Raw genomic sequence first — 23,034 nt, 5'->3', positions numbered from 1 at the left:
ATTCCAATGCGCTTTGCCGCGCTCAGGCCGGCGGCGTGTCGGGCTGACGCGACGGGTGAGCGGCGGCGAAGGCCGGCAGCCGCTCCAGCGCCTCACCCACGGCGACCAGCCGTGGATACGGCGCCAGATCGACGGCGAAGCGCCGTGCGTTGAACAGCTGTGGCACCAGGCACACGTCGGCCAACGTGACATTGTCGCCGACGCAATAGCTGCCGGCCGTGTCTGCCAGCAGACGTTCCAGCGCGGCAAAGCCTTGCGTGATCCAGTGCCGGTACCATTCATTGCGCGACTCGTCTCCGACGCCGAGTTCGCCCTTGAGGTAATTCAGCACCCGCAGGTTGTTGAGCGGATGGATATCGCAGGCGATGGACTGGGCGATGGCGCGGGCGTGGGCGCGCGCCACCGGCTCCAGCGGCAGTAGCCGCGGCGTGTCGGGGTAGGCTTCGTCGAGATATTCGCAGATCGCCAAGGACTGCGTCAGCAGCACGCCGTTGTCGGACAGCGCCGGCACCAGTCCCTGCGGGTTGAGGGCCAGGTAGGCGGCGCCCTGCTGCTCGCCCTTGACCAGGCTGACCGGCGCCTGGATGTAGTCCAGCTCCTTCAGGTTGAGCGCGATGCGCACCCGGTAGGCGGCGCTGGAACGGAAATAGTCGTACAGGATGCGCTCAGTCATGCGCCACCACCGTCTGTTCGATGGCGCCGAACACGCTGGCGCCGCTGGCGTCGTGCATCTCGATGCGCACCGTGTCGCCCACCTTCATGAACGGGGTGCGCGCCTCGCCAGTGTCGATGATCTCGATCATGCGCTGCTCGGCGAGGCAGCAGCTGCCGACGCGGCGGTCGTGGTTGGAGACGGTGCCGGAGCCGACGATGGACCCGGCGCAGAGGGCGCGGGTCTTGGCGACGTGGGCCACCAGCTCGGGAAAGCCGAACTGCATCTCGACCCCGGCATCGGGCTCGCCGTAGCGCCGCCCGTTGTAGTCGACCAGCAGCGGCAGGTGCACCTTGCCGCCGTGCCAGGCTTCGCCCAGCTCGTCCGGGGTCACCGCCACCGGCGAGAAGGCGGTGGCCGGCTTGCTCTGGAAGAAGCCGAAGCCCTTGGCCAGCTCGCTCGGGATCAGGTTGCGCAGCGTGACGTCGTTGACCAGCATCAGCAGGCGGATGGCGCGGCCGCAGGCCTCGACGCCGGCACCGAGGGCCACGTCGCCGGTGATCACCGCCACCTCGCCTTCGAAGTCCAGCCCCCACGCCTCGTCGCGCAGCGGGATCGGTGCGCACGGCGGCAGGAAGTTGTCCGAGCCGCCCTGGTACATCAGCGGGTCGAGGTAGAAGCTGTCCGGCACGGTGGCGCCGCGCGCCTTGCGCACCAGCTCGACGTGGTTGAGGTAGGCGCTGCCGTCGGCCCACTGGTAGGCGCGCGGCAGCGGGCTGTGGCAGCGCGTGGGGTCGAAGGCTTCGATGCCGGCGGCCTCGCCGCGGTTGAGCGCCTGGTAGACCTGTTGCAGTTGCGGTTCGACGACGTTCCAGTCGTCGAGCGCCGCTTGCAAGGTGTCGGCGATGTGCGGCACGGTGACGGCGCGGGACAGGTCGTGGCTGACGACCATCAGCTGGCCGTCGCGGGTGTGGTTCTGATAGGTGGCGAGTTTCATCGGTGGGTTCTCGTCTTGTCTTGCTCGTTGTTCGGCCAACCTGGCTGACGGCGGGCTCCAGTTGCCGCCGCCATGGCATCGGTTCAGGTACAGGCAAACGCCGCGGGTTCTTCAGACTAGATGATGCGGCACCGCCGCGCGCGGCGCTGTACCGCTCAAACCGGGCGGGGTGGATGGCAGCGCCATCCCGACGTGTTCAGGCCTTGGGTTTCCAGCTGTCGACATAGCCGCTCCATTCCACGCCGGCCATCCCCTCGCCCTGCTCCAGCGCGTCGCGCGCGTCGATCATCACCGCCACTTCGTCGGTGAATGTCTTCGGCTCGCTCATCGCCTTGGCGAACGCCTTCGGGTGCGGGCCGTGGGTGAAGCCGGCGGGGTGGAAGGTCAGCATGCCGGGCTTGATGTTGTCGCGGCTGAAGAAGTCCCCGGCGTGGTAGAAGATCACTTCGTCGTAGTCGTCGTTGTTGTGATAGAACGGCACCTTCAGCGCGCCGGGATCGGATTCGATCGGGCGCGGCACGAAGGTGCAGATCACGAAGCGCTCGGCGACGAAGGTGCTGTGCGCCGACGGCGGCAGGTGGTAGCGGTGCGACATCAGCGGGCGGATGTCGCGCCAGTTGATGCGGCATACCGCCAGGTTGCCGTGCCAGCCGATGGCGTCGAGCGGGTTGAACGGGTAGGTCACGGTGGAGAGCGCGCCGCGGCGCTTGATCACCACCTGCCATTCGTCCTCGCTCTGCTGGGCGCGGAAGGCATCGTCGATCTGCGCCATGTCGAGCATGGCTTCGTCGAAGATGGCGTGCGGCCCGACCAGGCCCTTGTCCGGCAGCTGGTAGGCGCCGTTGGTGGCCTCGATCAGCAGCATGGTGGTGCGCGCGGCCGGTTCGATGCGCCAGCTGGTGGAGCGCGGAATCAGGAGGTAATCGCCGTCGCGGTAGCTGAGGTGGCCGTAGTCACAGAACAGCTCGCCCGAGCCCTCGTGGATGAACAGCACGTCATCGCCATCGCCGTTGCGGAACAGCGCCGGCATGGCCTGGTCCACGCTCCAGATACGGAAGTCGCAGTGGGCGTTCTTCAGCACCGACGCCGCCTCGAACGGCATGCCGCCCTGCTGCGGCAGCTCGTTCAGGTCGAAGGCGCGCGGACGCAACGGCCCTTCCCAAGCGCTCCAGGCGGTGGGCGGGTGCTTGTGGTGCAGGTGGGTGGCCGGGCCGAAGAAGCCGCTGCGGCCGACTTCGCGTTCGTAGATGCCCTCGGCCGGCAGGTCGGCGTGGGCCTGGCGCGAGACGGTGCCCTCGCGGTGCGGAAAGCTGATCCATTTGCGCATGATGCAATTCCTGTGTGGTCTGGCACGGGCTTCGGCCAACCTTCAAGGTTGGCCGAAAGGCAACGCTTGGCGGCGCGGAACGGGGACAAGGCATCGTCCCACAGGGACTCCCTGCACTCATTGCCGCGCCCCGCGGCCGGTTCGCCCCAAAAGGGTGGCAAGGCTGGGCCGTAGCGGTGGTATGGCAAGCCTCATCGGGCCGGCCTCGCAGGGCACAGCCGATTCAGTCCCTCGTTCTCAGTCGGCCTTCAGCACGCCGCGCTTGATCTGGTCTTCCTCGATCGACTCGAACAAGGCCTTGAAGTTGCCCTCGCCGAAGCCTTCGTTGCCCTTGCGCTGGATGATCTCGAAGAAGATCGGGCCGATCACCGTCTCGGTGAAGATCTGCAGCAGGATGCCGGCGCCGTCCACCGGCGCACCGTCGATCAGGATGCGGTTCTTGCGCAGCCGCTCCAGGTCTTCGCCGTGGCCCGGCACGCGCGCGTCGGTCCGGTCGTAGTAGCTGTCCGGGGTATCAAGGAAACGCGTGCCGGCGGCCTTCAGCGTTTCCACCGTGTGGTAGATGTCGTCGGTGGACAGCGCGATGTGCTGGATGCCCTCGCCGTGGTAGGCGCGCAGGAATTCCTCGATCTGGCTCTTGTCGTCGGACGACTCGTTGATCGGGATGCGGATCTTGCCGCACGGGCTGGTCATCGCACGCGACACCAGCCCGGTCAGCTTGCCCTCGATGTCGAAGTAGCGGATTTCCTTGAAGTTGCCGATGCCTTCGTAAAAGCCGGCCCACTTGTCCATGTTACCGCGCATCACGTTGTGGGTGAGGTGGTCGATCTCCTTCAGTCCCACGCCGACCGGGTGCTGGTCGACGCCCGGCAGCGGCACGAAATCGACGTCGTAGATGTTGTGCTCGGCGCCGTAGCGGTCGACGAAGTACAGGGCCGAGCCGCCGATGCCCTCGATCGCCGGGATGTTCAGTTCCATGCAGCCGATCGGGCGCTCGTACGGGTCGCCGCCGTGCGCCAGCGCATAGTCGTAGGCGCGGGCGGCATCCTTCACGCGCCAGGCCATGGCGCAGGCCGACGGCCCGTGCACCTTGCCGAACTCGCTGGCGGGCTGGGTGCGCTCGCCGTTCAGAATGAAGTTGATGTCGCCCTGGCGGAACAGCCGCACGTTCTTGCTGCGGTGGCGGGCGATCTCGGTGAAGCCCAGCGACAGGAACAGCTGGCGCAGGTGCTCCAGCTCCTCTTCCTGCGGCGCGGTGAACTCGACGAACTCGAAGCCGTCGGTGGCAAGCGGGTTGCCGGTCAGGCTTTCCATCTTCATTGCGGGTTTCTCCTCTGTTTTACTTCAGGGGCCCTCTACTGGGGCCATCCGGGTGGGTGTGGGGCAATCAGTCGCGCTCAGGCCAGACCGTTTTGTTCGGTCCAGCGCGCGAATTCGTGTTCCAGCTGATCGAAACTGTCGATCACGAACAGCTGGTCCTGCATGTGCCAGATGTCGTACGGCGTCTCGGCGACCAGGCCGATGTCGAAATCGATCTTGCGCGTCTGCTCCGACAGGCTGTAGAGCACCTCGTTGGGCGAGGACAGGATGCCGGCACCGTAGATGCGCAGGCCTTCCGGATTGCGGATCAGGCCGAACTCCACCGTGTACCAGTAGATGCGCGGCAGCCAGACGCGGCCCGGGTGCTCGCTCTCGAAGGCCTTGACGCCGGCGCGGCCGAAGCGCTCAAAGAACGAGGCGAAGCGTGGATTGGAGAGCAGCGGCGCGTGACCCAGCAGGTCGTGGAACATGTCCGGCGCCGGGGTATAGCCGATCTCCTCGGGCTTGCGGATGAAGTCGGTGGACGGGAAGATGCGCTGCGCTAGGAGCTCGAAAAATTCCTTGTCGGGGACGATGCCGTCGACCCGGGTCAGGCGCCAGCCGGTGGCCGCCTCGATACGGTCGCTGATATCGGCCAGGCGCGGGATATGCTCTTTGGGGAAGTCGATCAGCGCGAGCCCGGCCAGGAACTCGTTGCAGGCCCGCCCCGGCAGCACCGCCCACTGGTTGGCCAGCAGCGTGGCCCAGGTATGGTTCTCGATGTCGGTGTAATCCGGCACCACGGCCCGGTGAATGTCCAGCTCGGACGGCAAGGCGGACAACTTCATGTCCGCGCGCTCAAGCGCCGCATCGGCGGTGTACATGGCATGCTCTCCTCGGTAAACGCACTGCAGCGGTCTGACGCCACTGTTAAAATGCAACATGCTTCCAAGCTCATTTTAGGCAATTTGCTTCGCAATTTCCTTGCAAAGAAACCCAAAAAATACTAATAACTAAAATAAAATTTTACTATTAAGCGAAGATACGAGAACAAAATGCCAGACATGACTCTAGACAAGACAGATTTGCGCATCCTGGCGGAACTCCAGCTCAACGGCCGCCTGAGCAACGTCGAGTTGGCCGAACGCATCGCGCTCTCCCCCTCGCCGTGCCTGCGCCGCCTCAAACAGCTGGAGGAGTCCGGGGTGATCCGCCAGTACGTGGCGCTGCTCGACCCGGCACGCATCGGGCTGGGCCTGCAGGCCTTCGTGCGCGTGATGCTGGAGAAGCGCGGCAACCTGGACTTGTTCATCGATGCCGTGCAGCGCTGGCCGGAGGTCATCAACTGTTACGCCATGACCGGCGAGATGGACTACCTGCTGCAGGTCTACTTCGAGGACATGGAGCACTTCTCGCGCTTCGTGATGGACCAGCTGCTGCAGCAGCCGGGCATCCAGGACGTCAAGTCGAGCTTCGTGCTGAAGGAATTCAAGCGCACCGCCGCCCTGCCGCTCGACCACCTGAAAGGCGGCTGAGCAGGGCGCGTCGCGGGCTCGCCGTCCGGCTGCCGCAGCCAGGCCGGCGGTGGCGTCTGACGTCGGCAGACGGACGCCAGCGCGTGGAGAGCGATTCCCCGCCCCTGCTCCGGGATGAAAAAACGGCCCCGCGGGGCCGTTTGCTTGTGAGGCGTTCAGTGCTTGTTGCTGTGCACGGTGGAGTACAGCAGCTTGTCGGTGTAGGCGATCGCCGCCGCCGACACCAGGAAGGCCAGATGCAACAGCAACTGCCACTTGATGGTGTGTTCCGGCAGCTGGCTGGCGTTGATGAAGGTCTGCAGCAGATGGATCGACGAAATGCTGATGATGGCCATCGACAGCTTCACCTTCAGCACCGAGGCGTTGACGTGATCCAGCCACTCCGGCTGATCCGGATGGTTGTCGATGCGCAGCCGCGACACGAAGGTCTCGTAGCCGCCCACCGTCACCATCAGCAGCAGGTTCGCGACCATCACCACGTCGATCAACGCCAGCACCGACAGCATGATCTCGGCTTCGGTCAACACCGGCAGATTGTGCAGCAGCTCCCACAGCGTGGACAGGAACTTCCAGGCGTACACCCCCTGCACCACGATCAGGCCGAGGTAGATCGGCAGCTACAGCCAGCGGCTCCAGAAGATCACCTGCCCGAGGCGCGATTTGCGCGCCTCGCTGGCGTGCCGGGCGTCCACCAGGGTCGAGGTCTCGTTGATCGTCGCCCCCTCACAGCCCCAGGCGTTGCCAGATGGTCGAGACGATGCCGGCCTGGTTCAGGGTGTAGAAGTGCAGGCCAGGGGCGCCGCCCGTCAGCAGGCGGTCGCACAGCTCGGTCACCACGTCGAGGCCGAGGGCACGGATCGAGGCGGTGTCGTCGTAGTAGGCCTGCATGCGCAGGCGCAACCAGCGCGGCACTTCGGCGCCGCACATGTCGGAGAAGCGGCACAGCTGGCCGAAGTTGGCGATCGGCATGATGCCCGGCACGATTGGGATGTCCACGCCGCGCGCCTGCACCTCGTCGACGAAGCGGAAGTAGGCGTCGGCGTTGAAGAAATACTGCGTCATCGCCGAATTGGCGCCGGCCTGCACCTTGCGCACGAAGTTGTTGAGGTCATCCTCGGCGGAGCGCGCCTGCGGGTGAAACTCCGGGTAGGCGGCGACTTCGATGTGAAAATGATCGCCATGCTCGGCGCGGATGAACGCCACCAGCTCGTTGGCGTAGCGGAACTCGCCGGCCTCGCCCATGCCGGACGGCAGGTCGCCGCGCAGCGCCACGATGTGGCGGATGCCGTGGCTGCGGTACTCGTTGAGAATGGCGCGGATGTTGTCGCGGGTGGAGCCGATGCACGACAGATGCGGTGCGGCGGCGTAGCCCTCGTTGCGGATCTCCAGCACCGTCCCCAGCGTGCCCTCGCGCGTGGTGCCGCCGGCGCCGAAGGTGACGGAGAAGAACTCGGGCTTGAACTGCGCCAGCTGCTGACGCGTGGTACGCAGCTTGGCGATGCTTTCCGCCGTCTTGGGCGGGAAAAACTCGAAACTGAAGGTACGCGGCTTGGTGCTCATGATCTGATCTCTGTCGCCGCCCCGTGCCAAGGTTGGCCGAAGCGGTCGTTATTCCCGGATAGTTTCGTTTGCTGCCATGGCAAGTCTATTTCACTCGGCGGCCCAGCCCAAGTAAGGCTCGTTCGGTGCCGGCCACGGCGGGTGGCGGACGTCACCAGCCCGGGCTCGGGCAGCGGCTGCGGCAATAGACTCACGGCACTAGACGAGAAAGGCGGGCTGCCCTGCCCGCCCTTCATCGTCCCGACATCAATAGCGATAGTGCGCCGGCTTGTACGGGCCTTCCTTCGGCACGCTGATGTAGTCGGCCTGCTGCTGGGTCAGCTCGGTCAGCTTGACGCCGATGCGCTCCAGATGCAGGCGCGCCACCTTCTCGTCCAGGTGCTTCGGCAGCACGTAGACCTCTTTGCCGTACTTCTCGCCGTGCTGGAAGATTTCCATCTGCGCCAACACCTGGTTGGTGAAGCTGTTCGACATCACGAAGCTCGGGTGGCCGGTGGCGCACCCCAGGTTCACCAGGCGGCCTTCGGCCAGCAGGATGATGCGGCGGCCATCCGGGAAGATGATGTGGTCGACCTGCGGCTTGATGTTCTCCCACTGGTACTGGCGCAAGCTGGCGACTTCGATCTCGCTGTCGAAGTGGCCGATGTTGCAGACGATGGCGTTGTTGCGCATCTTCACCAGATGATCGTGGGTGATCACGCCGACGTTACCGGTGGTGGTGACGAAGATGTCACCCTGGTTGCACACGTCGTCCATGGTCACCACGCGGTAGCCTTCCATCGCCGCCTGCAGCGCGCAGATCGGGTCGATCTCGGTCACCCACACGGTGGCGCCGAGGCCGCGCAAGCTCTGCGCGCAGCCCTTGCCCACATCGCCGTAGCCCAGCACCACGGCGATCTTGCCGGCGATCATCACGTCGGTGGCGCGCTTGATGCCGTCCACCAGCGACTCGCGGCAGCCGTACAGGTTGTCGAACTTGGACTTGGTCACCGAGTCGTTGACGTTGAACGCCGGGAACGGCAGGCGGCCTTCCTTCTGCAGCTGGTACAGGCGATGCACGCCGGTGGTGGTCTCCTCGGTCACGCCCTTGATGTGCTTGAGGCGCTTGGAGTACCAGTTGGCATCCTGTTCCAGATAACGGGCGATGGCGGCGTACAGCGCGACTTCTTCCTCGTTGGTCGGCTTGGCGATCAGCGAGCGGTCGCTTTCGGCGCGCGCGCCCAGCATCAACAGCAGCGTGGCGTCACCGCCGTCGTCGAGGATCATGTTGGCCGGTTCGTTTTCCGGCCATTCGAAGATCTTGTGCGAGAACTCCCAGTACTCGTCGAGCGACTCGCCCTTGAAGGCGAACACCGGGATATTGGCGGCAGCGATGGCAGCGGCGGCGTGGTCCTGGGTCGAGAAGATGTTGCAGGAAGCCCAGCGCACGTCGGCACCCAGGGCCACCAGGGTCTCGATCAGCACGCCGGTCTGGATCGTCATGTGCAGCGAACCGGCGATGCGCGCGCCCTTGAGCGGCTTGCTGTCGCCGTATTCGGCGCGCAGCGCCATCAGGCCCGGCATTTCGGTCTCGGCAATCGCCAGTTCCTTGCGGCCCCAGGCGGCCTGGGCCATATCGGCAACGTAGAAATCGGTAAAGGTATCAGCCACAGCGTTCATCAAGAACTCCACGATGTGGCCGGTGGGATGCGGCTCACCCGCAAACCCGTCCGGCACGGGGTTATGAGGGTGAGCGCCGTTGATGCGGAAACCGAGCCTGGGAGGGAACAGCCTCTCGCAGCGCTCCTCGGTTTAGCCCGCCATTCTACCCGTAAAACACCCCGGCCGAACAGGGAGGCGCCGGCACTGCGGCGGCGACACCACACCCGGCAACGGGGCTAGCCGAGCAGGCAGGCCGCCAGTTCCCCCTCCTCCACGCATGAAAAAAGCGGGCACGCGGCCCGCTTTCGGCATCGGAACATCCGCTCCGGATTACAGCCCGGCGTCGGCGCGCAGCGCCGCAGCCTTGTCGGTGCGCTCCCAGGTGAATTCCGGCTCCTCGCGGCCGAAGTGGCCGTAGGCGGCGGTCTTGCCGTAGATCGGGCGCAGCAGGTCGAGCTGCTGGATGATGCCCTTCGGGCGCAGGTCGAAGTGGCGCTTGACCAGCTCGACGATCAGCTCGTTCGGCACCTTGTTGGTGCCGAAGGTGTCGACCGAGATCGAGGTCGGTTGCGCCACGCCGATGGCGTAGCTCACCTGGATCTGGCACTGGCGTGCCAGCCCGGCGGCGACGATGTTCTTCGCCACGTAGCGGCCGGCGTAGGCGGCCGAACGGTCGACCTTGGACGGGTCCTTGCCGGAGAACGCGCCACCGCCGTGCGGCGCGGCACCGCCGTAAGTATCGACGATGATCTTGCGGCCGGTCAGGCCGCAGTCGCCCTGCGGGCCGCCGATGACGAAGCGGCCGGTCGGGTTGATCAGGAAGCGGGTCTCGGCGGTCAGCATCTCCGGCGGCAGCACCGGCTTGACGATATCCTCGATCACCGCCTCGGTCAGCGCCTTGTGGTCGATGTCCGGCGCGTGCTGGGTCGACAGCACCACGGTATCGATGCGCTTGGGCAGGCCGGTCTCGGCATCGTAGACGCAGGTGATCTGACTCTTGGCGTCCGGACGCAGCCACGGCAGGCGGCCGTCCTTGCGCAGTTCGGCCTGGCGCTGCACCAGGCGGTGCGCGTAGTAAATCGGGAACGGCATCAGCGTCGGGGTTTCGTCGCAGGCGTAGCCGAACATCAGGCCCTGGTCGCCGGCACCCTGGTCGAGGTCGAGGCCCTGGCCTTCGTTGACGCCCTGTGCGATATCGGGCGACTGCTTGTCGTAGCCGACCAGCACGGCGCAGCCGCGGTAGTCGAAGCCCATGTCGGCGTTGTCGTAGCCGATGCGCTTGACGGTCTCGCGCGCGATCTTGATGTAGTCGACGTTGGCGGCCGTGGTGATCTCGCCCGCCAGCACCACCAGGCCGGTGTTCACCAGCGTTTCGGCCGCAACGCGTGCATGCTTGTCTTCGCGCAGGATGGCGTCGAGGATGGCGTCGGAGATCTGGTCGGCTACTTTGTCCGGATGTCCTTCGGACACCGATTCAGAAGTAAACAGGTATTCGCTCATTGATTTTTCATTCCCGGAGAAAGCCTAAAACTGAAGGATGATAAAATAGGCCGATTCCACTTTTCATTCTGAACCCGTCATGGCAACGTTGGTCCATTTTCTGCTATCCCTCCTCGCGCGGCTGCCACTGTCGTGGCTGCAAGGGCTGGGGGCCTGCCTGGGACGGCTTACCTATCATCTGTCCCCCCGCTTCGCGGCGAGACTGGAGGAAAATCTTAGGTCAAGTCAAATCGGCAAAAGTTATCAGGTTTTCCAAGACTTAGTCAAACAATCCGCAGCCGAAACCGGCAAGGGCACGCTGGAACTGGCCATCGCCTGGTGCCGCGAGCCGGACGACATCGCCGCCATGGTACGCCACTGCAACGGTTGGGAACACGTCGAGGCCGCGCTCGCCGCCGGCCACGGCATCGTGTTCGTCACTCCGCACCTGGGCAGCTACGACATCGCCGGGCGCTACATCAGCTCGCGCCTGCCGTTCCCGCTCACCGCCATGTACCGCCCGCCCAAGCTCGCCTGGCTGGAGCCGGTGATGCAGGCCGGGCGCTCGCGCGGCAAGGGCAAGACGGCACCCGCCACCGGCGCCGGCGTGCGCGTGCTGATGAAGGCGCTGAAAGCCGGTGAAGCCACCATCATCCTGCCCGACCAGGTGCCGGGCAACGGTGAGGGGGTCTGGGCGCCGTTCTTCGGCCAACCTGCCTACACCATGACGCTGGTGCCGCGCCTGGCGCAGGTCTCCGGCGTCGAAGTGCTGCTGTTCACCGGCGAGCGCCTGCCCAAGGGAGCCGGTTTTGCGGTGCACATCGAGCCGCTGCCGGAAGCCTTCAGCGGCGACAAGGAGCAGGATGCCGCCACGCTCAACCGCGCCGTCGAAAACCTGATCCGCCGCTACCCCGCCCAGTACCTGTGGAGTTACAACCGTTACAAATGCCCCGCCGGCGTCACCCCGCCCGCCCCGCAACAAGGATAACAAGCAACAATGAAGATCGTTTTTGCCCTGCTGTGGCTGCTCCGTCTGCTGCCGATGTGGCTCATCGGCGCGCTCGCCTGGCTGCTCGGCAGTCTCGCCTACGCCTTGGCGCGCGAACGGCGCCGCGTCGGCCTGATCAACCTGCGCCTGTGCTTTCCCGACATGTCGCTGGCCGAGCGCAAGCGCCTGATCCGCCGCAACTTCCAGCACATGATTCGGCTGGCACTGGAGTACGGCGTGTGCTGGTGGAGTTCGGCCGAACGCATCCGCAAGCTGGTCACCGTGAAGAACCTGCACTACGTCACCGACCTGCGCGCCAAAGGCGAGGACGTCATCCTGTTCTACCCGCACTTCGTCGCCTTCGAGATGGGTGCCTACCGCATGAACCAGGACATCCCGCTAGTCAGCGTCTACTCGCACCAGAAAAACCGCGAACTCGATGCCCAGATCTACAAGGGCCGCCAGCGCTACGACAACTGCTACATCGTGTCGCGCCAGGAAAGCCTGCGTTCGATCATCAAGGCGATGCGCCAGGACCACGCGCCCTTCCTCTACCTGCCCGACCAGGATTTCGGCCCGCGCGACTCGCTCTTTGTGAAATTCTTCGACACCGACGCCGCCACCATCCCCGGCCTGTCGCGCATCGCCAAGCTCGCCAAGGCACACGTGGTCCCGGTCATCGCGCGCCGCGTCGGCAACCGCTTCGAGCTCGAATACTACCCGCCGTGGGAAAACTACCCGACCGACGACGTCGAAGCCGACACCCGGCGCATGAACGCCTTCCTCGAGGAACGCATCCGCGAAACACCCGACCAATATTTCTGGCTGCACAAGCGCTTCAAGACCCGCCCGGCCGGGCAGTCACGCTTCTATTGAGCCGCGCGTCCATCACGCACCAAGCCGACCCCATGGGTCGGCTTTTTTACGGCCTCGGCACTCCGTAGCACTCGATGATCCCCGAGCGGTATTCCGTCTCGACCACGACGGCGGATTGCGGGCCTATGGCCACGCTCATTGCCGCCGCCCCCGGCGAATCCGCGTTGACCGCGCGCAGCAGTCACCCCGGCCCCGCACGACGCCGCCAACGCCGAAACAGCTGTTACTCCATCGCCACCCGGCCCTTCCTGCCCGGCAGGACGGCCAGTGGAGTCGTAGCCAGAGAGCAGAAGCCAATCGCCCTCTCACCCCAGCTCGGCCCGGAAAAGAAAAAACCCGACTGCGTACAGTCGGGTTTTTCTCGGAGGCGGAACGGCTCAGCTGCGGCGCTTCTTCCAGAAGTAACGGTAGACAAAGCCCGGGAAGGCGAACACCAGGAACAAGGCCGCCGTGGTGGCGTAGAACTGCCAGTTCTGGCTGTGCACCGGCATCTGGCGGCCTTCCAGGAAACGGGCCAGCAGGCCGACCAGGAAGAACAGCACCACCAGCTCAAGTAGCCGCCAGCCGGCATGCTTGGACTCGACCTTGATCACGCCGGCAATGTGCGGCATGAAAAAGGGCAGATTGGCTGCCAGCACGGCAACCAGCAATACGGTGGCGACGCTGCTCTCCACGATGACTCCTTACAGGACGGTCAGCGACTGCTTCATCGCCTCGACGCAGATTTCGATCAGGCGCTCCGGGAGCACGCCCAGCACCAGCAGGGCCAGGGCGTTGAGCGACAGCACCAGCTGCATGTCGCCACGCACCACGATCGGGCTCGTATCCTGTACCTCGTCGAAGTACATGTGCTTAACCACGCGCAGGTAATAGAAGGCGCCGATCAGCGACATCGCCACGGCGAACACCGCGAGCTTGACCAGACCGATATCGACGATGGCCTTGATCACCGCGAACTTGGCGTAGAAGCCCACCAGCGGCGGAATACCGGCCAGCGAGAACATTGTCAGCAGCATCAGGGCGGCGTACCAGCTGTTGCGGCTGTTCAGCCCCTTCAGGTCTTCCAGTTTGTCGCACTCGAAGCCGGCGCGCGACAGCGCCATGATCACGCCGAAGGAAGCCAGTGTGGTCAGCACATAGGTGACAGCGTAGAACAGCGCCGAAGAATAGCCCTGTTCGTTGCCGGCCAGGAGGCCCAGCAGCAGGAAACCCATGTGCGAGATGGTCGAATAGGCCAGCATGCGCTTGAGATTGGTCTGCGCGATGGCGGTGATGTTGCCGATCGCCATCGACAGCACGGCCATGATCGCCAGCATGCTCTGCCAGTCGCCGGTCAACCCATCCAGACCCTGCACCAGGATGCGGAAGATGAACACGAAGGCCGCCAGCTTCGGCGCCGCGCCGATCATCAGCGTGATCGCGGTCGGCGAGCCCTGATAGACGTCCGGAATCCACATATGGAACGGTACCGCGCCCAGCTTGAACGCCAGACCCGCCACCAGGAACACCAGGCCGAACACCAGCAGCAGCTGGTTGGCCGAACCGCCGTGGATGGCCTTGGCGATGGCGGCGATTTCCAGCGTGCCGGTCGCGCCGTACACCATCGACATGCCATACAGCAGCAGACCGGAAGCCAGCGCGCCCAGCACGAAGTACTTCATGGCCGCTTCGGTCGCCGGCACCGAGTCACGCTGCAGCGCGATCAGCGCGTACAGCGACAGCGACAGCAGTTCCAAGCCCATGTACAGCGACAGGAAGTGGCTGGCGGAGACCATCACGTTCATGCCGAACAGCGCGAACAGCGCCAGGGTGAAGAACTCACCCTTGAACATGTCGCGGTCGGCGGCGTACTGGCGCGAATACACCAGGATCATCGCGGTCGCGCCGTACATCGCCAGTTTCACCAGCGAGGCCAGCGGATCGGCCACGAACATGTTGGACAAGGTGTACTGCGCGTACGGCTCGAACGTATACACCTGCAGCGCGGCCGTACCGGCCAAGGTCAGCAGACTGAGGCCGTAGGTAATGCCGCGCTTGGCATCCGAAATAAACAGATCGAGCAACAGGATGACCGACAGTGCCGAGATCAGGAAGATCTCGGGCATCACCGGTACCAGATTCAAATCAGCCCAATTCATTGTGGTTTCCTTGTGGCCTTACAGCTTGCTTTGCGCTACATGCGCGATCAGGTCGTTCACCGACAGGTGCATCTTGGAGACGAAAGCCTGCGGGTAGAGACCCATGCCCAGTACCGTGATAGCCAGGATGGCCAGCACCAGGAACTCGCGCTTGTTCACATCCTTCATCTCAGCGACGTGGCTGTTGCCGATGTCACCGAAGATCACCCGCTTGTACATCCACAGCGTGTAGGCCGCGCCGAAGATCAGCGTGGTGGCGGCCAGCGCCGCGTACCAGAAGTTCACCTGCACCGCACCCAGGATCACCATGAACTCGCCGACGAAGCCGGAGGTGGCAGGCAGACCGGAGTTGGCCATGCCGAACAGCATCATAAAGGCAGCGAAGATCGGCATCTTGTTGGCCACGCCGCCGTAGTCGGCGATGTTGCGGCTGTGCAGACGGTCGTACATCACGCCGATGCAGAAGAACATCGCGGCCGACACGAAACCGTGCGACACCATCTGCACCAGTGCGCCTTCGACGGCCCACTGGTTCATGTTGGTGCCGAGGAACATGAACATGCCCAGAGTCACGAAGCCCATGTGCGAAATCGACGAGTACGCCACCAGCTTCTTCATGTCGGACTGCACCAGCGCCACCAGGCCGATGTACACCACTGCCACCAGCGACAGCGCCACCATCACCCAGGCCAGTTCGCGCGAAGCGTCCGGCAGGATCGGCAGGGCAAACCGCAGGAAGCCGTAGGCACCGAGCTTCAGCGTGATCGCCGCCAGCACCATCGAGCCGCCGGTCGGCGCTTCAACGTGGGCGTCCGGCAACCAGGTGTGCACCGGCCACATCGGCACCTTCACCGCGAACGACAGGAAGAAGGCGACGAACAGCAGCATCTGCACGCTCAGGGCGATCTTCATGTCGTGGAAGGCCAGGATCTCGAAGGTCTTGCCGGCGTGGAAGTACATGTAGATGAAGGCCACCAGCATCAGCAGCGAACCCAACAGGGTGTACAGGAAGAACTTCACCGACGCGTACACGCGGCGCGGACCACCCCAGACACCGATGATCAGGTACATCGGGATCAGCATCGCCTCGAAGAACACGTAGAACAGCATGGCATCGAGGGAGGCGAACGAGCCGTTGATCAGGCCAGACATGATCAGGAACGCGGCCATGTACTGCGCCACGCGCTTCTCGATCACTTCCCAGCCCGCCAGCACCACCATCAGCGTGGTGAAGCTGTTGAGCACGATGAACAGCATCGAGATGCCATCCACGCCCAGGTGGTAGTTGATGTTGAGCGCCTGGATCCACGGCCGCATTTCTTCAAACTGCATGCCGCCGTTGAGGTCGTTGAAGCCGGTATACAGCGGCAGCGACACCAGGAAGCCGGCCAGCGACCCGGCCAGGGCCAGCCAACGGGCCAGCGGTGCACGCTGGTCCCCTCCCGTTGCCAGCACCAGCAACCCGGCCACGATCGGTGTCCAGATCACCAGACTTAACAGATTAGTGAACATAGTCAAAACCTAAGTTGTTATTCAATTCCAGTGTATCGACCATCAGCGCAGGATGATCCCGGCGAACCACAGGGTCATCAGCCCCAGCACGCCGATGATCATCGTGGTGGCGTAGCTGTAGATGAAGCCGGTCTGCAGCTTGCGGGTCAGGCGGGAGAAGACGCCGACCAGCTTGGCCGTCCCGTTCACCATCAGGCCGTCGATCAGCAGCATGTCACCCACTTTCCAGAACAGGGTGCCCAGCGCGCGCGAACCTTTGGCAAACAGGTTGAAGTACAGATCGTCCAGGTAGTACTTGTTTTCCAGCACCTTGTGCACGGCGCTGAACTGCTGCTTGATGGCCGCCGGAATCTGCGGCGCCTTCAGGTAGAAGAACCAGGCCACCACCACGCCGGACAGCGCCAGCCAGAACGGCAGGGTGCTCAGCGCGTGGACCGCCATCGCCACCGGACCGTGGAATTCTTCGGCCAACTCGTGCATGCCCGGGTGCTTCAGCGCATCGATGGTGATCGCGCCCTTGAAGAAGTCGCCGAACAGCAGCGGTTCGATGGCGAAGAAGCCGATCAGCACCGACGGGATCGCCAGCGCCAGCAGCGGCAGCGTCACCACCCACGGGCTCTCGTGCGGCTTGTCGTTCGGGCCCAGGCCGTGGTGATGATCGGTCGACGGCTCCTCGTCGTCATGATCGTCGTCGTGGCCGTGGTGCGCGCCGTGGTTCTCCATCCAGCGCTCCTTGCCGTGGAACACCAGGAAGTACATGCGGAAGGAGTAGAACGCGGTCACGAACACACCGATGATCAGCGCCCAGTAGGCCACGCCGGCGAACGGCAGATGCGAGGCGGCCACGGCTTCGATGATCGAGTCCTTCGAGTAGAAGCCCGAGAAGAACGGCGTGCCGATCAGCGCCAGCGAGCCGATCAGCGAGGTGATCCAGGTGATCGGCATGTACTTGCGCAGGCCGCCCATGTTGCGCATGTCCTGGTCATGGTGCATGCCCATGATCACCGAACCGGCGCCGAGGAACAGCAGGGCCTTGAAGAAGGCGTGGGTCATGACGTGGAACATCGCGGCCGAGTAGGCGGAAGCCCCCAGCGCCACGGTCATGTAGCCCAGCTGAGACAGCGTGGAGTACGCCACCACTTTCTTGATGTCGTTCTGCACGATGCCCAGAAAGCCCATGAACAGCGCGGTAATGGTGCCGGAGATCATCACGAAGTTCAGCGCGGTATCCGACATCTCGAACAGCGGGCTCATGCGCGACACCATGAACAGACCAGCGGTCACCATGGTGGCGGCGTGAATCAGCGCCGAGATCGGGGTCGGGCCTTCCATCGAATCGGGCAGCCACACGTGCAGCGGGAACTGGGCCGATTTACCCATCGCGCCGACGAACAGCAGGATGCAGGTCACGGTCATCAGCGACCACTCGACACCTGGGAAGATCTGGATGGTCTTGTTGGCCAGCGCCGGCGCGGCGGCGAACACGTCGCTGTAATTCAGCGAGCCGCCAAAGTGTGCCAGCACCAGGCCGATGCCCAGCAGGAAGCCGAAGTCACCCACGCGGTTGACCAGGAAGGCCTTCAGGTTGGCGAAGGTCGCCGTCGGTCGCTTGAACCAGAAGCCGATCAGCAGGTAGGACACCAGGCCCACCGCTTCCCAGCCGAAGAACAACTGGATGAAGTTGTTGCTCATCACCAGCATCAGCATCGAGAAGGTGAACAGCGAGATATAGCTGAAGAAGCGCTGGTAGCCCGGGTCTTCCTGCATGTAGCCGATGGTGTAGACATGCACCATCAGCGATACACAGCTCACCACCACCATCATCATGGCGGTCAGCTTATCCACCAGGAAACCGACCGCATACTCGTGGCCACCGACGGTCAGCCAGGTGTACACCGAGCCGTTGAAGACTTCCGTCTGACCGGAGATGAAGCCGGACAGCACCTTGAGCGACAGGACCGCCGAAACGGCCACCCCCAGAATGGTCACGACGTGTGAGGCACGACGTCCAATGGCCCATCCAAACAAGCCCGCTATGAGAGACCCGGCCAGCGGCGCGAGTGCAATCAGCAGGTATAAGCTTTTCATATCCATGCTTTGTGCTTTGTAGTTTGGTATCCGGTTTGTCTTAGCCCTTGAGGCTGCCCAAGTCTTCGACGTTGATGGTCTGCAGATTGCGGAACAGCACCACCAGGATCGCCAGACCGATGGCAGACTCAGCGGCCGCCACGGTCAGGATGAAGAAGACGAAAATCTGCCCTGCCGTATCCGACAGGTAATGCGAGAACGCGATGAAGTTGAAGTTCACCGCGAGCAGCATCAGCTCGATAGCCATCAGGAGAACGATCACGTTCTTCCTGTTCAGAAAGATGCCCAGCACACTGATAGCAAACAGGATTGCGGCCAGCACCAGGAAGTGAGTCAGCGTCAGCACGTTTCCTCCCTTATGTTGTTCGGCCGTCAGGCCTGTTGATCAGCGGACTCGGCTTCAGCAACCGGTTCCGAACGTTTTACGGCAGCCATCTTCACCAGGCGCACACGGTCGTCGCGACGAACCACGACTTGATCGCCCGGATTCACGAACTTGGTGTCCTTGCGCTTGCGCATGGTCAGCGCGATCGCAGCCACCATGCCGACCAGCAGCACCACGGCGGCCAGTTCGAACGGCCACAGGTAGGTGGTATAGATCAGGCGGCCCAGTTCGCGGATGTTGCTGGCGTCAGCCGCCAGCGGCGCAGCACCCTTGTAGCTGCCGAGGCTGGCTTCCGGGCTCATCAGGATCAGCACCATCTCGCCGACCATGATCAGACCGACCGTGCCGGCCAGAGGCGCATTCTTCCAGAAGCCTTCGCGCAGCTTCTCGAAGTTGATGTCGAGCATCATCACCACGAACAGGAACAGCACCATCACCGCGCCGACATAGACCAGCACCAGCGAAATGGCGAGGAACTCCGACTCCAGCAGCAGCCAGTGGCCGGCGCTGGTAAAGAACGCCAGCACCAGATACAGCGCGGCGTGCACCGGGTTCTTGGCCGTAATGACGCGGAGCCCGGCGAAGATCAGGATCGCCGACAGCACATAAAAAACGACGGTAGGAAAACTCATCACACCCCCTTAGCGATACTTGGCATCAGCCGCCTTGCGGGCGGCAATCTCGGACTCGTACTTGTCACCGATGGCCAGCAGCATGGGCTTGGTGTAGTAGAGGTCGCCACGCTTTTCGCCGTGATACTCGAAAATGTGGGTTTCCACGATGGCATCCACCGGACAGGCCTCTTCGCAGAAGCCGCAGAAGATGCACTTGGTCAGATCGATGTCGTAGCGCGAGGTACGGCGGGTGCCGTCGTCGCGCTGCTCCGACTCGATGGTGATCGCCATCGCCGGGCAAACCGCCTCGCACAGTTTGCAGGCGATGCAGCGCTCTTCACCGTTGGCGTAGCGGCGCTGGGCGTGCAGACCACGGAAGCGAGGCGACAGCGGCGTCTTCTCTTCCGGGAACTGCACGGTAATCTTGCGTGCGAAGAAGTGACGGCCGGTCAACATCAGACCCTGCACCAACTCCACCAGCAAGAACGTTTTGAAAAAATTGCGAATCGTATCCATGCTCTTCACCTAACCCGTATCAGTTCCAGAGCGTCAACGGGCTCATCATCCACACGCCGACGACAAATACCCAAACCAGCGTGACCGGAATGAACACCTTCCAGCCCAGACGCATGATCTGGTCGTAGCGGTAACGCGGGAAGGTCGCGCGGAACCACAGGAAGCAGAACAGAACCAGCGAGATCTTCAGCGCCATCCAGATGAAGCCGGAGGCTCCGAGCACACCCCACGATGCCGGGAACGGCGACAGCCAGCCCCCCAGGAACATCAGCGAGGTCATCGCCGCGACCAGAATCATGTTGGCGTATTCGGCGAGGAAGAACACGGCAAAGGCCATGCCGGAATATTCCACGTGGAAACCAGCCACGATCTCGGACTCACCCTCGGCCACGTCGAACGGGGCACGGTTGGTCTCGGCGACACCGGAGATCAGGTAGACGATGAACAGCGGGAACAGCGGCAGCCAGTTCCACGACAGCGCCGAGCCACCGGCCACGCCATGCCCCTGCTGGTTGACGATGTCGACCAGGTTCAGGCTGCCGCTCACCATCAGCACGCCCACCAGGGCGAAGCCCATGGCGATTTCGTACGACACGATCTGTGCCGCCGAACGCAGCGCGCCCAGGAACGAATACTTCGAGTTGGCGGCCCAGCCGGCGATGATCACGCCGTACACGCCCATCGAGGTGATGGCCATGATGTACAGCAGCGAGGCGTTGGTATTCGCCAGCACCAGCTTGTCGGTGAACGGCACCACCGCCCAGGCTGCCAGCGCCGGACCGATCGACAGCACCGGCGCCAGCAGGAACAGGCCCTTGCTGGACTGGGTCGGGAGAATGATCTCCTTCAGCAGCAGCTTGATGCCGTCGGCCAGCGGTTGCAGCAGACCGAAGTAGCCGACCCGGTTCGGGCCGATACGCACCTGCATGTAACCGATCACCTTGCGTTCGGCCAACGTGAGGTAGGCCACCGCACCCATCATCGGCGCCACGATGGCGACGATCTTGAGCAGGGTCCACACGGTGAGCCCCGCCTCATTGCCAAGAATGCCTTGCAAGAACTCCATCATTTACCCCTGCTTGATCTCGATCGGGTCAAACATGCCGCCCAGTGCGATGGTGGTCGGATGCGCGGTAGCCAGGCGTACGACGCCGGCCGGCAGCGTGGCGTCGGCTTCAATCGCCACGCGCACCTGGCCCTCGCCCTGCTTCAGCACCACGACGGCGCCGGACTGCACGCCAGCGGCGTCCAGCACGCTCTGCGCTGCATGCGCCACAGGCACGGCGGCGGCACGCGTTGCCTGCAGCGACGAGGCGCGGCGGCAGATAGTATCGGCCTGGTACAGCGGCACTTCGCCGACGCGCACTAGCGCGGAGGCGGCGGGCTGCACGTTGGCCGAAACGGAGGCCAGCACGTTGTTCAGGCTCGGTGCGATATCGCCCTTGCCCTGCCATTCGGCGCGGACTTCTTCGACACTGGTGTACTCGAAGCCGGACAGGCCGAGCATGTTGCCTAGCACGCGCAGCACCTTCCATGCCGGGCGCGCTTCACCCAGCGGGCGCACCACGCCGTTGAAGGTCTGCAGGCGGCCTTCCATGTTGACGAAGGAACCGGCGGTCTCGGAGAACGGCGCGATCGGCAGCAGCACGTCGGCGTAGTCGAGCAGGCCCTCGGCCTTGAACGCGGTCAGCGCGATCACGGTCTCGGCCGACTTCATCGCGGCGACGGCGGCTTGCGGGTTGTAGCTGTCGAATTCGACTTCGGTGTTCAGCAGCACGTAGGCCTTGCGCGGCTCGGCAATCATCTGCTGGGCGTTGAGACCCGCCGATACGGCGGCACTGAAGACACCGCGCGTCGGCACGGCACCGACCAGTTCCGCGCCGACGCTGTTGGCGGCCTCCGCCGGCACGCCGAAGCGGGCGCCACTCAGACGAGCGATTTCCTGGGCCAGCGACAACAGTTCGGAGAACGCCGGATGATGCTGCGCCACGTTGCCCAGCACCACCGAAGCGGTCTCGGCGCCACACAGGCTATCGGCGATACGCTGCGCGTCGGCCGACACGGTCACCGCGGCCAGATCGATCGCGCTCTCGCCCGACTTGATCGCCACCACGGCTTTCAGCACCTGGGCCAGCGCGTTCACCAGCGCCTGCGGCGACACGATCAGCTTGGCGTTGAGCTTGGTCAGCAGTGCGTCGTCGGCAACGTGGATGACGTTGAGCTCGCTGCCCTTCTTCACCGCCTGACGCAAACGCGAGGCCAGGAGCGGCTGTTCCTGACGCTGGGTACTGCCCACCACCAGCACAGACTTGGCCGAAGCCAGCTCGACGATGCTGGAGCCCAGCCACAGCGCACCCTGCTGGGCGGCGTCGGCGCGGAAATCGGAGCGGCGCAGACGGTAGTCGACGTTGTTCACGCCGAAGCTGCGCGCCAGTTTTTGCACCATGAACAGTTCTTCGGTGGTGCTGTGCGGGCTGGCCAGCACGCCGATGGCGTCCTTGCCATGATCGCGCGACACGCCGTTCAGACCCTTGACCACGTATTCCAGTGCGGTCTGCCAGTCGGCTTCGTGCCACTTGCCGTCGTGCTTGATCATCGGCTTTTGCAGACGCTCGGCGCTGTTCAGGCCTTCGTAGGAGAAGCGGTCACGGTCGGCGATCCAGCACTCGTTGACGTCTTCGTTCTCGAGCGGCAGCACGCGCATCACCTGGTTGCCCTTGACCTGGACGATCAGGTTGGCGCCGAGGCCATCATGCGGGCTCACCGACTTGCGGCGCGACAGTTCCCAGGCGCGGGTGCTGTAACGGAACGGTTTCGAGGTCAGCGCGCCGACCGGGCACAGGTCGATGACGTTGCCGGAGATTTCCGAATCCACGGTCTTGCCGAGGAACGGCAGGATTTCCGAGAACTCACTGCGGTTGGCCATGCCGATTTCCTGGAAGCCACCGATTTCTTCGGTGAAGCGCACGCAGCGGGTGCAATGGATGCAGCGGCTCATTTCCTCGGCGGAAACCAGCGGCCCCATGTCCTTGCCCACCACCACGCGCTTCTCTTCCTGGTAGCGCGAAGCGGAATTGCCATAGCCCACGGCGAGATCCTGCAGCTGGCATTCGCCGCCCTGGTCGCAGATCGGGCAATCCAGCGGGTGGTTGATCAGCAGGAACTCCATCACCCCGGCCTGGGCCTTCTTGGCCATGTCGGAGTGAGTGTGCACCTTCATGCCGTCCGTCACCGGGGTGGCACAGGCCGGCAGCGGCTTGGGAGCCTTCTCTACCTCGACCAGGCACATGCGGCAGTTGGCCGCGATGGAGAGTTTCTTGTGGTAACAAAAGTGAGGGATGTACGTGCCCATCGAGTGGGCCGCATCCATGACGGTGCTACCCTGCGGGACCGTCAGTTTCTTACCGTCGATTTCAATTTCTAGCAT

Annotated in this window: 21 protein-coding genes and 1 riboswitch; of the genes, 3 read left to right on the top strand and 18 right to left on the bottom strand. The window is 63.8% G+C overall.

Translation table 11 applies throughout. The features are described 5' to 3' along the window. Positions 1–22 precede the first annotated feature (22 nt). The 5 genes from maiA to NH8B_RS03085 form a co-directional block, all read right to left on the bottom strand. Positions 23–673 carry a maleylacetoacetate isomerase gene (gene maiA / locus NH8B_RS03105; protein ID WP_014085977.1) on the bottom strand — a complete coding sequence of 217 codons (651 nt, stop codon included), beginning with the start codon at positions 671–673 and terminating at the stop codon, positions 23–25. Continuing rightward, positions 666–1,649: a fumarylacetoacetate hydrolase family protein gene (locus NH8B_RS03100; protein ID WP_014085976.1), complete on the bottom strand. Its 984-nt coding sequence runs from the start codon at positions 1,647–1,649 to the stop codon at positions 666–668. The genes maiA and NH8B_RS03100 overlap by 8 nt, the downstream gene beginning before the upstream one ends. Positions 1,650–1,845: 196 nt before the next feature. Further along, positions 1,846–2,976, bottom strand: a complete 1,131-nt coding sequence (locus tag NH8B_RS03095; protein WP_014085975.1) for a homogentisate 1,2-dioxygenase — start codon at positions 2,974–2,976, stop codon at positions 1,846–1,848. 237 nt (positions 2,977–3,213) lie between these two features. Then, on the bottom strand, positions 3,214–4,296 hold the full coding sequence (hppD, locus tag NH8B_RS03090) for a 4-hydroxyphenylpyruvate dioxygenase (RefSeq protein ID WP_008953429.1): 1,083 nt from the start codon (positions 4,294–4,296) through the stop codon (positions 3,214–3,216). 77 nt (positions 4,297–4,373) lie between these two features. Next, positions 4,374–5,159 carry a phenylalanine 4-monooxygenase gene (locus NH8B_RS03085; protein WP_014085974.1) on the bottom strand — a complete coding sequence of 262 codons (786 nt, stop codon included), beginning with the start codon at positions 5,157–5,159 and terminating at the stop codon, positions 4,374–4,376. 171 nt (positions 5,160–5,330) lie between these two features. Between NH8B_RS03085 and NH8B_RS03080 the strand changes: the two genes are divergently transcribed. Further along, entirely contained in the window at positions 5,331–5,810 is a 480-nt protein-coding gene (locus tag NH8B_RS03080) for an Lrp/AsnC family transcriptional regulator (protein WP_008953431.1), read from the top strand. 155 nt (positions 5,811–5,965) lie between these two features. Here the strand turns inward: NH8B_RS03080 and NH8B_RS03075 are convergent, their stop codons facing one another. From NH8B_RS03075 to metK, 4 genes are all read right to left on the bottom strand, one after another. After that, positions 5,966–6,421, bottom strand: a complete 456-nt coding sequence (locus NH8B_RS03075; RefSeq protein ID WP_255345181.1) for a TIGR00645 family protein — start codon at positions 6,419–6,421, stop codon at positions 5,966–5,968. A gap of 112 nt (positions 6,422–6,533) precedes the next feature. Continuing rightward, complete coding sequence (gene metF, locus NH8B_RS03070) at positions 6,534–7,370, bottom strand: methylenetetrahydrofolate reductase [NAD(P)H] (RefSeq protein WP_008953433.1); 837 nt, start codon at positions 7,368–7,370, stop codon at positions 6,534–6,536. Between the two features lie 246 nt (positions 7,371–7,616). Continuing rightward, complete coding sequence (gene ahcY / locus NH8B_RS03065) at positions 7,617–9,029, bottom strand: adenosylhomocysteinase (RefSeq protein ID WP_014085972.1); 1,413 nt, start codon at positions 9,027–9,029, stop codon at positions 7,617–7,619. Between the two features lie 64 nt (positions 9,030–9,093). Further along, positions 9,094–9,164, bottom strand: a riboswitch (S-adenosyl-L-homocysteine riboswitch). Between the two features lie 177 nt (positions 9,165–9,341). After that, positions 9,342–10,511, bottom strand: a complete 1,170-nt coding sequence (metK, locus tag NH8B_RS03060) for a methionine adenosyltransferase (RefSeq protein WP_014085971.1) — start codon at positions 10,509–10,511, stop codon at positions 9,342–9,344. Between the two features lie 79 nt (positions 10,512–10,590). Here metK and NH8B_RS03055 point away from each other — a divergent pair, with 79 nt between their 5' ends. Both NH8B_RS03055 and NH8B_RS03050 read left to right on the top strand, forming a co-directional pair. Beyond that, positions 10,591–11,478: a lysophospholipid acyltransferase family protein gene (locus tag NH8B_RS03055; RefSeq protein ID WP_008953436.1), complete on the top strand. Its 888-nt coding sequence runs from the start codon at positions 10,591–10,593 to the stop codon at positions 11,476–11,478. 9 nt (positions 11,479–11,487) lie between these two features. Further along, the gene (locus NH8B_RS03050; RefSeq protein ID WP_014085970.1) at positions 11,488–12,354 is read left to right on the top strand and encodes a lipid A biosynthesis lauroyl acyltransferase; all 867 of its coding nucleotides are present in this window, start codon (positions 11,488–11,490) and stop codon (positions 12,352–12,354) included. A 377-nt stretch (positions 12,355–12,731) separates the two neighbouring features. Here NH8B_RS03050 and NH8B_RS03045 read toward each other — a convergent pair whose 3' ends face one another. The 9 genes from NH8B_RS03045 to nuoG are packed head-to-tail and all read right to left on the bottom strand — an operon-like array spanning position 12,732 to position 23,034. Then, positions 12,732–13,028 (bottom strand): DUF2818 family protein, encoded by a 297-nt coding sequence (locus tag NH8B_RS03045; RefSeq protein WP_014085969.1) that lies wholly within the window; start codon positions 13,026–13,028, stop codon positions 12,732–12,734. Positions 13,029–13,037: 9 nt separating this feature from the next. Further along, positions 13,038–14,492, bottom strand: a complete 1,455-nt coding sequence (nuoN, locus tag NH8B_RS03040; protein ID WP_014085968.1) for an NADH-quinone oxidoreductase subunit NuoN — start codon at positions 14,490–14,492, stop codon at positions 13,038–13,040. An 18-nt stretch (positions 14,493–14,510) separates the two neighbouring features. Next, positions 14,511–16,004, bottom strand: coding sequence for an NADH-quinone oxidoreductase subunit M (locus NH8B_RS03035; protein WP_014085967.1), 1,494 nt, complete (start codon positions 16,002–16,004; stop codon positions 14,511–14,513). Between the two features lie 42 nt (positions 16,005–16,046). Beyond that, positions 16,047–18,098 carry an NADH-quinone oxidoreductase subunit L gene (gene nuoL, locus NH8B_RS03030; protein WP_014085966.1) on the bottom strand — a complete coding sequence of 684 codons (2,052 nt, stop codon included), beginning with the start codon at positions 18,096–18,098 and terminating at the stop codon, positions 16,047–16,049. A 34-nt stretch (positions 18,099–18,132) separates the two neighbouring features. After that, positions 18,133–18,438, bottom strand: a complete 306-nt coding sequence (gene nuoK, locus NH8B_RS03025; protein WP_008953442.1) for an NADH-quinone oxidoreductase subunit NuoK — start codon at positions 18,436–18,438, stop codon at positions 18,133–18,135. A 26-nt stretch (positions 18,439–18,464) separates the two neighbouring features. Beyond that, positions 18,465–19,109, bottom strand: coding sequence for an NADH-quinone oxidoreductase subunit J (locus tag NH8B_RS03020; RefSeq protein ID WP_008953443.1), 645 nt, complete (start codon positions 19,107–19,109; stop codon positions 18,465–18,467). A gap of 9 nt (positions 19,110–19,118) precedes the next feature. After that, positions 19,119–19,598 (bottom strand): NADH-quinone oxidoreductase subunit NuoI, encoded by a 480-nt coding sequence (gene nuoI, locus NH8B_RS03015; RefSeq protein ID WP_198019650.1) that lies wholly within the window; start codon positions 19,596–19,598, stop codon positions 19,119–19,121. A 28-nt stretch (positions 19,599–19,626) separates the two neighbouring features. Then, positions 19,627–20,676, bottom strand: a complete 1,050-nt coding sequence (nuoH, locus tag NH8B_RS03010; RefSeq protein WP_008953445.1) for an NADH-quinone oxidoreductase subunit NuoH — start codon at positions 20,674–20,676, stop codon at positions 19,627–19,629. Then, a complete protein-coding gene (gene nuoG, locus NH8B_RS03005; RefSeq protein WP_014085965.1) occupies positions 20,677–23,034 on the bottom strand; it encodes an NADH-quinone oxidoreductase subunit NuoG in 2,358 nt (785 codons plus the stop codon).

Source organism: Pseudogulbenkiania sp. NH8B, from assembly GCF_000283535.1.
GTDB lineage: Bacteria > Pseudomonadota > Gammaproteobacteria > Burkholderiales > Chromobacteriaceae > Pseudogulbenkiania > Pseudogulbenkiania ferrooxidans.
The sequence above is the reverse complement of the archived record's forward strand: the minus strand, read 5'-3'. Positions and strand labels throughout refer to the sequence as shown.